A 12,634-nucleotide genomic window follows, 5' to 3' on the forward strand; every position below is an offset into this window, starting at 1 on the left:
CAATGGGAGCATGAGCGACAGCCCAGCCCCCCTCGCCGATCCGCACCTCCTCTTCGACCCCGCGGTCGGCCGCCGGGACATCGTCATCCTCGGGTCGACCGGGTCCATCGGGACCCAGGCCATCGACCTCGCCCTGCGCAACCCGGACCGCTTCCGCGTGACCGCGCTGTCCGCCGCCGGCGGGCGCGTCGCGCTGCTGGCCGAGCAGGCCCGGCTGCTGCGGGTCGACACGGTCGCCGTGGCCGACGAGGACGCCGTACCGGCCCTGAAAGAGGCGCTGAGCGCCCAGTACGGCGGCGACGAGCCGCTGCCGGAGATCCTGGCCGGCCCCGACGCGGCGAGCGAACTGGCCGCCTCCGCGTGCCACACCGTGCTCAACGGCATCACCGGCTCCATCGGCCTCGCGCCCACCCTCGCCGCCCTGCGGGCCGGCCGGACCCTGGCCCTGGCCAACAAGGAGTCGCTGATCGTCGGCGGCCCCCTGGTCAAGGCGCTGGCGAAGCCCGGTCAGATCATCCCGGTGGACTCCGAGCACGCCGCGCTGTTCCAGGCGCTCGCCGCCGGCACCCGCGCCGACGTGCGCAAGCTCGTGGTCACCGCCTCCGGCGGCCCCTTCCGCGGCCGCACCCGCGCCGAGCTGGCCCACGTCACCGTCCAGGACGCGCTGGCGCACCCCACCTGGGCCATGGGCCCGGTCATCACGATCAACTCGGCGACCCTGGTCAACAAGGGGCTGGAGGTCATCGAGGCGCACCTGCTCTACGACATCCCCTTCGACCGCATCGAGGTCGTCGTCCACCCGCAGTCCTACGTCCACTCGATGGTCGAGTTCACGGACGGCTCCACCCTGGCGCAGGCCACCCCGCCGGACATGCGCGGCCCGATCGCGATCGGCCTCGGCTGGCCCGAGCGGATCCCCGACGCGGCCCCGGCGTTCGACTGGACCAAGGCGTCGAGCTGGGAGTTCTTCCCGCTGGACACCGAGGCCTTCCCGTCGGTGGGACTGGCCCGCCACGTGGGCGCACTGGGCGGTACCGCCCCGGCCGTGTTCAATGCGGCGAACGAGGAGTGCGTGGCCGCCTTCCTGGCCGGTCGGCTGCCGTTCACAGCAATCATGGATACGGTCTCCGCTGTGGTCGATGAGCACGGAACGCCGGAGGCGGGAACTTCCCTGACCGTCCGGGACGTCCTTGAAGCGGAGACCTGGGCCAGGGCCCGGGCACGGGAGATGGCGGCACGCGCCGCCGCGGAGGCGAGCGCATGACGATACTGCTGACCCTGATCGGTGTGGTCGTCTTCGCGGTCGGCCTGCTGGTCTCCATCGCCTGGCACGAACTCGGCCACCTCTCCACGGCCAAGATGTTCGGCATCCGCGTGCCCCAGTACATGGTCGGCTTCGGCAGGACCGTCTGGTCGCGGAAGAAGGGCGACACGGAGTACGGGATAAAGGCCATCCCGATGGGCGGCTACATCCGCATGATCGGGATGTTCCCGCCCGGCGAGGACGGCAAGGTCACCGCCCGCTCGACGTCGCCCTTCCGCTCGATGATCGAGGACGCGCGCTCCGCCGCGTACGAGGAGCTCCAGCCCGGCGACGAGACGCGGCTGTTCTACACGCGCAAGCCGTGGAAGCGCGTGATCGTGATGTTCGCCGGGCCGTTCATGAACCTGGTCCTGGCCGTGGCCATCTTCCTGGCCACGCTGATGACCTTCGGCGTGAACACCCAGACCACCGTGGTCAGCAGCGTGTCCGACTGCGTCCTCCAGCAGAGCGAGAAGCGCGACAAGTGCGCCGCCGGCGACCCGGTGGCCCCCGCCAAGGCCGCGGGCCTGCTGCAGGGGGACAAGATCGTCGCGTTCAACGGCAGGAAGGTCGACGACTGGTCGGCGCTCCAGAAGGACATCCGCGCCACCGTCGGCCCGGCCACCGTCACCGTGGAGCGCGCGGGCCGCCTGGTCGACCTGAAGCCCACCCTGATCGAGAACACGGTCGCCAAGACCGACGGTCGCGGCGAGTACGTCAAGGACCAGTACGTCACCGCGGGCTTCCTCGGCTTCGCGCCGGCCAGCGGGTACGTGGAGCAGTCCTTCCCGCAGGCCGCCTCCCGCATGGGCGACATGATGGAGTCCGGGGTCGAGTCCCTGGTCGCGCTGCCGTCCAAGATCCCGGCCCTGTGGAACTCCGTCTTCAACGGCGCCGAGCGCGACGTGAACGGCCCGATGGGCATCGTGGGCGCCGCCCGGGTCAGCGGCGAGATCTTCACCCTGGACCTGCCGCCCACCCACATCCTGGTGATCTTCCTGAACCTGGTGGCGGGCTTCAACCTCTCGCTGTTCCTGTTCAACATGCTGCCGCTGCTGCCGCTCGACGGCGGTCACATCGCGGGCGCGCTGTGGGAGTCGGTGCGACGCAACGTGGCCCGTGTCTTCCGCCGGCCGGACCCCGGTCCGTTCGACGTGGCGCGGCTGATGCCCTTGGCCTACGTGGTGGCGGGAGTCTTCGTCTGCTTCACCCTGCTGGTGCTCGTGGCGGACGTGGTGAACCCGATCAAGATCACCTGACGCGTCCGGTCCGATCTCCGGATCGACCGCTCATGCGAAAGTCGTACGACCGTGCGTAGGAGGCCGGGCACACATCGTGCCCGGCCCTTCGCGTTCGGGTGGCACACCCCCGGCGATGCGTGGGTCCCGCGCTGATTGGCGTAATCTCGAAGCCTGGAGCCCGCCGATCTCGGGACCTTGATCCACACCTTGGGGTTGCACAGCAGATGACTGCCATCTCTCTCGGAATGCCGTCCGTGCCGACGAAGCTCGCCGTCCGACGGGTCAGTCGCAAGATCCAGGTCGGTTCCGTGGCCGTCGGTGGAGACGCACCCATTTCGGTGCAGTCGATGACCACGACCCGCACCTCCGACATCGGCGCCACCCTCCAGCAGATCGCCGAGCTCACCGCCTCCGGCTGCAACATCGTCCGTGTCGCCTGCCCGACGCAGGACGACGCCGACGCGCTCGCCGTGATCGCCAAGAAGTCGCAGATCCCGGTGATCGCCGACATCCACTTCCAGCCGAAGTACGTGTTCGCCGCGATCGACGCCGGCTGCGCCGCCGTCCGCGTCAACCCCGGCAACATCAAGCAGTTCGACGACAAGGTCAAGGAGATCGCGCACGCGGCCAAGGCCGCGGGCACCCCGATCCGGATCGGCGTCAACGCGGGCTCCCTCGACGCCCGACTGCTCAAGAAGTACGGCAAGGCCACCCCCGAGGCGCTCGTCGAGTCCGCGCTGTGGGAAGCCTCCCTCTTCGAGGAGCACGGCTTCGGCGACATCAAGATCTCGGTCAAGCACAACGACCCGGTCGTCATGGTCAACGCCTACCGCCAGCTCGCGGCCGCCTGCGACTACCCGCTGCACCTCGGCGTCACCGAGGCCGGCCCCGCCTTCCAGGGCACCATCAAGTCCGCCGTCGCCTTCGGCGCCCTGCTCTCCGAGGGCATCGGCGACACCATCCGCGTCTCCCTCTCCGCCCCGCCGGTCGAGGAGATCAAGGTCGGCAACCAGATCCTGGAGTCGCTGAACCTCAAGCCCCGCCGCCTGGAGATCGTCTCCTGCCCGTCCTGCGGGCGGGCCCAGGTCGACGTCTACAAGCTGGCCGAGGAGGTCACGGCGGGCCTGGAGGGCATGGAGGTCCCGCTGCGCGTCGCGGTCATGGGCTGCGTCGTCAACGGCCCCGGCGAGGCCCGCGAGGCCGACCTGGGCGTCGCCTCCGGCAACGGCAAGGGCCAGATCTTCGTGAAGGGCGAGGTCATCAAGACCGTCCCCGAGTCGAAGATCGTGGAGACCCTCATCGAAGAGGCCCTGAAGATCGCCGAGCAGATGGAGAAGGACGGCATCCCGTCCGGCGAGCCCACCGTCGCCATCGGCGTCTGAGCGACCCCGCCGACACCGCTGAGGCCCCGGCCCGTTCCCGCAGCTCGCGGGCGGGGCCGGGGCTTTTTCGTGACCCGTGGGACCAGGCATCCTCATGCGACGCCGGGTACAGTTCGGGGATCAGCAGACTTGCATGGTGAGGCCCCAGTGTTGACGCAGACCACCACCCGGGTCCTTGAGCCCAGTGATCTCGACGCCGCGCTCGCGGTCCTGGGACGTGACCCCGTCGAGAACGCCTTCGTCACCTCGCGCGTCCAGGTCGCCGGGCTCGACCCGTGGCGCCTCGGCGGCGAGATGTGGGGCTGGTACACCGACGGCGCGCTCCAGGCCCTCTGTTACGCGGGAGCCAACCTGGTCCCCGTCTGCGCCGGACCCGACGCCGTACGCGCCTTCGCCGACCGGGCCCGCCGCACCGGCCGCCGCTGCTCCTCCATCGTCGGTCCGGCCGAGGCCACCCGGCTGCTGTGGCAGCTCCTGGAGCCCAGCTGGGGCCCTGCCCGGGACGTCCGCTCCCGCCAACCCCTCATGGTCATCGAACAGCCGTCGACCGAGGTCAGGGCGGATCCCCTGGTCCGCCGGATCCGCAAGGACGAACTGGACCTGATCATGCCCGCCTGCGTGGCGATGTTCACCGAGGAGGTCGGCATCTCCCCGCTCGCCGGGGACGGCGGCCTGCTCTACCAGGCCCGGGTCGCCGAACTCGTCGGCTCCGGCCGCTCCTTCGCACGCGTCGAGGACGGCAAGGTCGTCTTCAAGGCGGAGATCGGCGCCGCCACCCCCCGCGCCTGCCAGATCCAGGGCGTCTGGGTCGACCCCGAGTTCCGCGGCCGGGGGCACTCCGAGGCCGGCATGGCGGCCGTCGTCGAGTACGCGCTGCGCGACGTGGCCCCGGTGGTCAGCCTCTACGTCAACGACTTCAACACCGCCGCCCGGGCGTCCTACCGCCGCGTGGGCTTCCGCGAGGTCGGCGCGTTCATGAGCGTGCTCTTCTGACCCGACCCGCCCCCGGCCCGCTCCACCCGCGGCGGCCGGCTCCCGCGGAACCCGGGGCGTCGGCGCCCCCGGGGCGGGCCGCCGGCCGAGAGGGCCACGTATCCCTGGCCGGTACCCCCGAGTAAGGTCACGGCATGCTGCCTACCTCCGAGGGCGACGACCCCGACCGGCCCGCCGGACTCCGCATCGCCGCCCTCGACCTCGCCGCCCGCGTGGACGAGGCCCTGCGCGTGCAAGCCGTCGCGTTCGGGCTCAGCGACGACGAGGTCGGCATCCGGCGCTACATCGTCCAACGCCACATGGACTGCCGGGGCGCCCGCGCCCTGGGGGCGTTCACCGAGGACGGCGCGCTCGCCGGATTCGTGTACGGCATGCCCAACGACCGCGACCACTGGTGGTCCACCGTCGTCGAACCGCACCTGCGCGCCGGCGGCCACGACGGCTGGCTCGACCACTCCTTCGTCATCACCGAACTCCACGTGCACCCCGGATTCCAGGGCCGGGGCGTCGGCCGCGCCCTGATCACGCGGATCACCGACACCGCCGCCGAGCCCCGCTCGATCCTGTCCGCCATCGACACCGAGAGCCCCGCCCGCGGCCTCTACCGCGCCCTCGGCTACACCGACCTCGCCCGCCGGGTGCACTTCCCCAGCGCGAGCCTGCCGTACGCCGTCATGGGCGCCCCGCTGCCCCTGCACCGGCGCTGAATTCGTTTCGGACCCCGCGCCGGTCCCCGATAGCCTCCCGTCATGTCAACGCAACACGTGCAGCGCATGTCCCGCCTCATGGCCAAGACCCTCCGCGAGGACCCGGCCGACGCGGAGACCCTCAGCCACCGCATGCTGGTCCGCGCCGGCTACGTCCGGCGCAGTTCCGCCGGGGTGTGGACCTGGCTGCCGCTCGGCAAGCGGGTCCTGGACAACGTCTCGCGCGTCGTCCGCGAGGAGATGGACGCGATCGGGGCCCAGGAGGTACTCCTCCCCGCGCTGCTGCCCAAAGAGCCGTACGAGGTCAGCGGCCGCTGGTCGGAGTACGGCGACCTGCTCTTCCGCCTCAAGGACCGCAAGGGCGCGGACTATCTCCTCGGCCCCACCCACGAGGAGATCTTCACCCTGCTGGTGAAGGACCAGTGCACGTCCTACAAGGACCTGCCGGTCATGCTCTACCAGATCCAGACCAAGTACCGCGACGAGGCCAGGCCGCGCTCCGGGGTGCTGCGCGGCCGCGAGTTCCAGATGAAGGACTCGTACTCCTTCGACGTGAGCGACGAGGGCCTGGCCGAGTCCTACGCCCTCCACCGCGCCGCCTACCGTCGCATCTTCGAGCGGCTCGGGCTGAACCACCGGATCGTGTCGGCGGTCTCGGGAGCGATGGGCGGCTCCGCGTCCGAGGAGTTCCTCGCCCCGGCCGAGGCGGGCGAGGACACCTTCGCCGACTGCCCGTCCTGCGACTACGCGGCCAACACGGAGGCGGTGACCTTCGCCCTGACCCCGGTGGCCGGCGAGCACGGCCCGCTGGAGGAGATCCCCACCCCCGACACCCCCACCATCGAGACGCTGGCCGCCCACCTGGGCGTACCCGCCTCGGCGACGCTGAAGAACCTCCTCGTCAAGGTCGACGGCGAGATCGTGGCCGTCGGCGTACCGGGGGACCGCGAGGTGGACCTCGGGAAGCTGGGCGAGCATCTCGCCCCGGCCGTCGTGGAATTGGTCACGGCCGAGGACTTCGTGGACCGGCCCGACCTGGTACGCGGCTACGTGGGCCCCCAGGGCCTGGGCAAGGTCCGCTACCTGGCCGACCCCCGTGTCGCGCCCGGCACTTCATGGGTGACCGGCGCCAACAAGCCCGACACACACGCCCGCGACGTGGTCTGCGGACGGGACTTCGAGGTGGACCGGTACCTCGACGTGGTGGTCGTGGAGCCCGGCGACCCCTGCCCGCTCTGCGGTGTCGGCCTCCGCCTGGACCGCGCGATCGAGATCGGCCACATCTTCCAACTGGGCCGCAAGTACGCCGACGCCTTCGGGCTCGACGTGCTCGGCAAGGAGGGCAAGCCGGTCCGGGTCACGATGGGCTCGTACGGGATCGGCGTCTCCCGGGCGGTCGCGGCGCTCGCCGAACAGACCGCCGACGAACGGGGGTTGTGCTGGCCCGCCGAGGTGGCACCGGCCGACGTGCACGTGGTCGCGGCGGGCAAGGCCGTACCGCTGGCGCTCGCCGCGGAAGCCGCCGAGGCACTGGCCGCCGCGGGCCGGCGGGTCCTCCTGGACGACCGGCCGGGACTGTCGCCCGGGGTCAAGCTCACCGACGCGGAGTTGATCGGCGTGCCGTGGATCCTGGTCGCCGGGCGCCGCTCGGCCGAGTCGGTGGTCGAACTCCAGAACCGCAGGGAAGGCACCCGCGAGGAACTCCCCCTGGCGCAGGCGCTGGCCCGCCTGACGTGACGTGACGGTCCGGCCGGGACGCGGGGCTCGTCGGCCCGTGTCCCGGCTAGTCGCGTTCGGCCGGGGGCGGGTCGAGGGCCGGGGGCGCGTCGGGGTCCGCACCCGGCTCGATGGTCGGGGTCGCGGTCGCGCCCGGCTCGATGGCCGGACCCGGGGGTGCCGGGGGTGCCGGGGGTGCGGGAGGTGCGGGAGGCGCGGGGGCGGGCGCCGCGCGTTCGAGGAAGCGCAGGAGTTCCACCGGGAACGGCAGGACCAGGGTGGAGTTCTTCTCCGCCGCCACCGCCACCACCGTCTGCAGGAGCCGCAGTTGCAGCGCCGCCGGCTGCTCCGACATCACCTCGGCCGCCTCGGCCAGCTTCCTCGACGCCTGGAGCTCCGCGTCCGCGTTGATGATGCGCGCCCGCCGCTCGCGGTCCGCCTCGGCCTGCCGGGCCATCGACCGTTTCATGGTCTCCGGCAGCGAGACGTCCTTGATCTCGACCCGGTCGATCTGGACGCCCCAGCCGATCGCCGGGCTGTCGATCATCAGCTCCAGTCCCTGGTTCAGCTGCTCCCGGTTGGACAGCAGATCGTCCAGGTCCGACTTGCCGATGATGGACCGCAGCGAGGTCTGGGCCATCTGCGAGACCGCGAACCGGTAGTCCTCGACCTGGATGATCGCGTCGGCCGCGTCGACCACCTTGAAGTAGACGACCGCGTCCACCCGCACCGTGACGTTGTCCCGGGTGATGCCCTCCTGGGCCGGCACCGGCATCGTCACGATCTGCATGTTCACCTTGCGCAGCTTGTCCACGCCCGGGACGACGAAGGTGAAGCCGGGGCCCCGAACACCCTCACGGAGCCGGCCCAGCCGGAACACCACGCCCCGCTCGTACTGCTTCACCACCCGGGCGGCGACGCCCAGGTACACCATGATTCCCACGCCCGCGGCGACAGCCGCTGTCAGCAGTTCCTCGACCATGACGGCCCCCTGCCGTACATATCCTTATATGTACGGTATGCCCTACAACCAGGCCGCGAACTCCAACAACAGCTCGGCGTCCCGACGCCGCCCGGCGGCCAGCGCCCGGTTCCCCGACTCCACCGCGCGGAACACCGCCCAGCCCCGCAGCCGCTCCCGGTCCACGTCCAACGCGTCGGCCAGTTTGTTCACCCGTCGGCGCGCGCCCGACGCCCCCGTCGAGGAGGCGACCTGGTCCTCCAGCCGGTCCCTGACCAGCCGCGCGAGGTCGTAGGCCCGCTCGCCGACCACCGGGTCGGGACCGACCGTCAGCCACGGCGCCCGCTCACCCGCCAGCACCTTGCCCTGCCGGAAGTTCCCGTGCAGCAGCAGTTCCTCGCCCGGCGCCGCCGTCAGCTCCTCACGGAGCGCGAGGGCCGTCGCGGCCAGCGCCTCGACCTCCGGGGGAGCCTTCCGCAGTGCCTCGGCCTGCCGGTCCGTGCGCTGCGCGACGGTCTCCCACCGGTGATCGGCCCCGGGGGCCACCCACAGCCGCCGGAGCGTCCCCGAGGCCTCCAGCAGCGCCTTCGCCTCGGGCAGCGAGCGCAGCGACACCTCCGGGTGCAGCCGCTCCAGGAGCAGCGCCCCGTCCTCCTCGTGGTACCGCGAGTCCAGGACCCGTACGGCCCCGAACCCGCCCCAGTGGGCGAGCGCCGCCAGCTCCCGGTCGGGCCGCGCCCCGGGGGGCGCCAACTTCAGCGCGGCCGGGGTCCCGTCGGCGTACCGGACGAGGACCACCAGGCTGCTGCGGCCACCCGGAGCCTGCACCCGCTGCGCGGCCACCTCACGCCGGGTCAGCGCCTCCTCGGTCAGTCGGGGCAACCGCCCCAGCCAGTCCGTGTCCCGCGTCGTCTCCGGCGTCTCGCCGAGCGCCCGTACCAGCCGCTGCGGCGGTTCGAAAGCCATGCGTGCGTGATCCCTTTCAGCTGGTCTGGGCTCGCTTCGAACGTTCCGTGAGCCCAGGGAAGGCTACGCCGACACCACGCCAGCGCGCCGCGCGGACCGCCGCGGCGCTCAGCGCGTCGGCCGCCTCGCGGCGCAACGGGCCGTCGGCGGCCCGCACCAGATCGGAGTAGGCGCCGGCCACCCGGTCCTCGACGTCACCGGCGAGCCGCTCGGCGTCCGCAGGGGTCCGCAGTTCGAACGGCAGGGCGTACGCGGCCTCCGACGGGCGGGGGGATCCGCCCAGGTCGCGCACGGTACGGGCGAGCGAGTCACGCCGCGCCAGGTGCTGCCCGTACGCCTCGCGGGCCTCGGGCGCACGGGCCGCCGCGATGCGCGCGCCGATCACCCCGTAGGCGTACGCGGCTGCGTGCTCGGCGGCCAACGCTGACTGCGCGGCCTCCAGCGGGCGGGTCGTCGCGGAGGGCTCGGGCTTCACGGTCGGGCTCCCGGGTTCGAGGTCAGCAGGTACGCGTGGACCGCGCCGCAGGCCGCGACCGAGGCCAGCAGCCGCGCCAGCTCCCCGGGGGCGCCGGCCAGCGCGACGGTCCGGGTCTCGGCCAGGCTCCGCTCGGCGTCCGCGAGTTCGGTCAGGGCGTCGGCGGCCTTGGGCGGAACCGGCTCGCCGGAGCGCGACGGCGTGGCCGTCGCCGAGGCGGAGGGCGAAGGGGAGGCCTGCCGCTCGTCCGACCGACCGGGTTCGACGAACGCCAGGGCAGCGGGGTGCGCCGCGACGGAGGCGCGCAGCGGTACCAGCCGCCCGGCCAGGTCCGGATGGGCGGCGATGGTCCTGTCGTAACGTTCCAGCAGATCCTCGCTGTCACGAACGGCGCCCTCCCGCATCCGCCGTTCGAGTGACACCTCGGTGCTCGCGCCGGAGGAGTCGTCACCACCCGAGCACCCGCCGAGCAGCGCGGTGCCGCCCGCGCCGACGGCCGTGACGAGCACGCCGCGACGAGAGGGGCGCGATGCGCGCGAAGGACGCGGGGGACCGGCGGCCTCCGCCGGCTCCGGGAAACCCGAGGTCCGCGCGGGCACGGACGGCGGGCGTGGCGTGGTCCAGGGCACGGTGACGTCCTCCGGAGGTGACGGCGGGGCGGGTGTGATCAAGGTACCCGGGGCCCGTCCCGGAGCACGGACGGCAACACCCTCCGCGACCGGATACCCTTTGACCTGACACGCGACAGAAAACCACAACAGCACACGCGGCCGAGGAGTCACCCGGATGAGCACCACCCAGAGCGACAGGCTGCGCGGACTGCTGGAGCCGCTGGTCACCGCCAAGGGCCTGGACCTCGAAGACATCGAGACGTCCAAGGCGGGCAAGCGCCGGATGCTGCGGATCATCGTGGATTCCGATGAGGGTGTGGAACTGGACGCCTGTGCCGAGCTGAGTCGCGAGGTCTCCGATCTGCTCGACGAGAGCGACGTGATGGGCGAGGACGAGTACGTCCTCGAAGTGAGCTCGCCGGGCGCGGACCGCCCGCTGACCGAGCACCGTCACTACATCCGGGCGATCGGCCGTCTCGTGAAGTTCCAGTCGGCCGAGAGCGGGGAACTGATCGCCCGCATCCTCGACGTCGACGACGAGGGCATGGACCTCGAAGTACCGGGTGTGAAGGGCCGCAAGGCGACCACCCGCCGCATCGCATTCACCGACATCGTCAAGGCGCGTGTCGAGATCGAGTTCAACCGCAAGGACAAGAAGGAAGAGGAGGCGTAGTCGTGGACATCGACATGAGTGCCCTACGGGGTCTGGTCCGGGAGAAGGAGATCTCCTTCGACCTGCTCGTCGAGGCGATCGAGTCGGCCCTCCTCATCGCGTACCACCGCACCGAGGGCAGCTTCCGCCGCGCCCGCGTCGTGCTCGACCGCACCAACGGTCACGTGGTCGTGTGGGCGACGGAAGACCCGAAGGATCTCGAAGAGGGCCAGGAGCCCAAGGAGTTCGACGACACGCCGTCGGACTTCGGCCGGATCGCCGCGACGACCGCCAAGCAGGTGATCCTCCAGCGTCTGCGCGACGCCGAGGACGACCTGACCTTCGGCGAGTTCCTCGGCCGCGAGGGTGACGTCATCACCGGCGTCGTCCAGCAGGGCAAGGACCCCAAGAACGTCCTCGTCGACATCGGCAAGCTGGAGGCCATCCTGCCGGTGCAGGAGCAGGTCCCCGGTGAGGAGTACACCCACGGGCTGCGCCTGAAGGCGTACGTGGTGCGCGTCGCGAAGGGCGTCCGCGGCCCGTCCGTGACCCTTTCGCGGACCCACCCCAACCTGGTGAAGAAGCTGTTCGCCCTGGAGGTCCCGGAGATCGCCGACGGCAGCGTCGAGATCTCGGCCATCGCCCGCGAGGCCGGCCACCGCACCAAGATCGCCGTCCGCTCCACGCGTTCCGGCCTGAACCCCAAGGGCGCCTGCATCGGCCCCATGGGCAGCCGTGTGCGCAACGTGATGGCCGAATTGCACGGTGAGAAGATCGACATCGTCGACTGGTCGGACGACCCGGCGGAGATGGTCGCCAACGCCCTGTCACCCGCCCGGGTGAGCAAGGTCGAGGTCGTCGACTGGGACTCCCGTTCCGCCCGCGTGACCGTGCCCGACTACCAGCTGTCGCTGGCCATCGGCAAGGAGGGCCAGAACGCCCGCCTCGCCGCGCGGCTCACCGGCTGGCGCATCGACATCCGCCCGGACACCGAGGACCCCTCGGACCGGGACGGCGACCGCGACCGCGGTGGTGACCGGGACCGCGACGGGGACCGGGACCGCGGTGGTGACCGCGGTGCGGACCGTCACTCCGACCGGCGCGGGGAATAAACCACTACCGGTCGGTGGTTTTCGGCCGGTAGACAGGGACCCCGCAGGTCGGGGTCCCTGACCTGTGGGTCCTCCGGGATCCATGTGAATCACAACGACATCCGTTCGATTTTTCGCCCGAAGGGGTGAGGTCGGTGCGGGGAGGTAGACTTAGGCGTGTCTGGCCGGACGCAAGCCCGCGCATGCCCCGAACGCACCTGTGTGGGGTGTCGGGAGCGAGCGGCCAAGAGCGATCTGCTGCGCATCGTGGCGGTCGAGGACGAATGCGTCCCCGATCCTCGCGGTACGCTGCCCGGCCGGGGTGCCTACGTGCACCCCGCCGTGGTCTGCCTCGACCAGGCGGTCCGCCGCAGAGCGTTCCCCCGGGCCCTTCGGTCCGCCGGAGCGCTCGACACGGCGACACTGCGCAAAGCCGTGGCCGGTGAGGCCGGGGCGACACCGTAAGAAGTAGTACGGCACGGATACCCCGTGCGGTCAGGTACCTCGCGAGTTGGAAGTAGGTCGAGATTGCGATG

The 12,634-nt window shown here is 71.5% G+C and carries 13 protein-coding genes; 9 read left to right on the top strand and 4 right to left on the bottom strand.

What is annotated here, in order from left to right:
* Positions 1–10: 10 nt before the first annotated feature.
* The 6 genes from dxr to OHA84_RS25905 all read left to right on the top strand — a co-directional run bounded on the left by dxr (position 11) and on the right by OHA84_RS25905 (position 7,363).
* Entirely contained in the window at positions 11–1,264 is a 1,254-nt protein-coding gene (gene dxr / locus OHA84_RS25880) for a 1-deoxy-D-xylulose-5-phosphate reductoisomerase (RefSeq protein WP_266969572.1), read from the top strand.
* Complete coding sequence (locus tag OHA84_RS25885) at positions 1,261–2,562, top strand: RIP metalloprotease (RefSeq protein ID WP_053675231.1); 1,302 nt, start codon at positions 1,261–1,263, stop codon at positions 2,560–2,562. Before dxr ends, OHA84_RS25885 begins: the two co-directional genes overlap by 4 nt.
* A 206-nt stretch (positions 2,563–2,768) precedes the next feature.
* Entirely contained in the window at positions 2,769–3,926 is a 1,158-nt protein-coding gene (gene ispG / locus OHA84_RS25890; protein ID WP_053675232.1) for a flavodoxin-dependent (E)-4-hydroxy-3-methylbut-2-enyl-diphosphate synthase, read from the top strand.
* A 147-nt stretch (positions 3,927–4,073) separates the two neighbouring features.
* Positions 4,074–4,919, top strand: coding sequence for a GNAT family N-acetyltransferase (locus tag OHA84_RS25895; protein ID WP_266969569.1), 846 nt, complete (start codon positions 4,074–4,076; stop codon positions 4,917–4,919).
* 134 nt (positions 4,920–5,053) lie between these two features.
* Complete coding sequence (locus OHA84_RS25900; RefSeq protein ID WP_053675236.1) at positions 5,054–5,626, top strand: N-acetyltransferase; 573 nt, start codon at positions 5,054–5,056, stop codon at positions 5,624–5,626.
* Positions 5,627–5,668: 42 nt separating this feature from the next.
* Entirely contained in the window at positions 5,669–7,363 is a 1,695-nt protein-coding gene (locus tag OHA84_RS25905) for a proline--tRNA ligase (protein ID WP_053675238.1), read from the top strand.
* A 46-nt stretch (positions 7,364–7,409) separates the two neighbouring features.
* Here OHA84_RS25905 and OHA84_RS25910 read toward each other — a convergent pair whose 3' ends face one another.
* Genes OHA84_RS25910 through OHA84_RS25925 form a run of 4 tightly spaced genes read right to left on the bottom strand, consistent with a single transcriptional unit; the run spans position 7,410 to position 10,253 of the window.
* Positions 7,410–8,324 carry a slipin family protein gene (locus OHA84_RS25910; protein WP_266969566.1) on the bottom strand — a complete coding sequence of 305 codons (915 nt, stop codon included), beginning with the start codon at positions 8,322–8,324 and terminating at the stop codon, positions 7,410–7,412.
* A gap of 42 nt (positions 8,325–8,366) precedes the next feature.
* On the bottom strand, positions 8,367–9,269 hold the full coding sequence (locus OHA84_RS25915; RefSeq protein ID WP_053675242.1) for an aminoglycoside phosphotransferase family protein: 903 nt from the start codon (positions 9,267–9,269) through the stop codon (positions 8,367–8,369).
* A 16-nt stretch (positions 9,270–9,285) separates the two neighbouring features.
* A complete protein-coding gene (locus OHA84_RS25920; protein WP_053675244.1) occupies positions 9,286–9,744 on the bottom strand; it encodes a ferritin-like domain-containing protein in 459 nt (152 codons plus the stop codon).
* Positions 9,741–10,253 carry a hypothetical protein gene (locus tag OHA84_RS25925; RefSeq protein WP_266969564.1) on the bottom strand — a complete coding sequence of 171 codons (513 nt, stop codon included), beginning with the start codon at positions 10,251–10,253 and terminating at the stop codon, positions 9,741–9,743. The genes OHA84_RS25920 and OHA84_RS25925 overlap by 4 nt, the downstream gene beginning before the upstream one ends.
* 277 nt (positions 10,254–10,530) lie before the next feature.
* On the opposite strand from OHA84_RS25925, the gene rimP reads away from it, so the two are divergent.
* From rimP to OHA84_RS25940, 3 genes are all read left to right on the top strand, one after another.
* Positions 10,531–11,028 (top strand): ribosome maturation factor RimP, encoded by a 498-nt coding sequence (rimP, locus tag OHA84_RS25930; RefSeq protein ID WP_053675248.1) that lies wholly within the window; start codon positions 10,531–10,533, stop codon positions 11,026–11,028.
* 2 nt (positions 11,029–11,030) lie between these two features.
* A complete protein-coding gene (gene nusA, locus OHA84_RS25935; protein ID WP_053675249.1) occupies positions 11,031–12,119 on the top strand; it encodes a transcription termination factor NusA in 1,089 nt (362 codons plus the stop codon).
* Between the two features lie 156 nt (positions 12,120–12,275).
* On the top strand, positions 12,276–12,563 hold the full coding sequence (locus OHA84_RS25940; protein ID WP_053675251.1) for a YlxR family protein: 288 nt from the start codon (positions 12,276–12,278) through the stop codon (positions 12,561–12,563).
* Positions 12,564–12,634: the final 71 nt, after the last annotated feature.

This window comes from Streptomyces sp. NBC_00513, assembly GCF_041431415.1.
GTDB lineage: Bacteria > Actinomycetota > Actinomycetes > Streptomycetales > Streptomycetaceae > Streptomyces.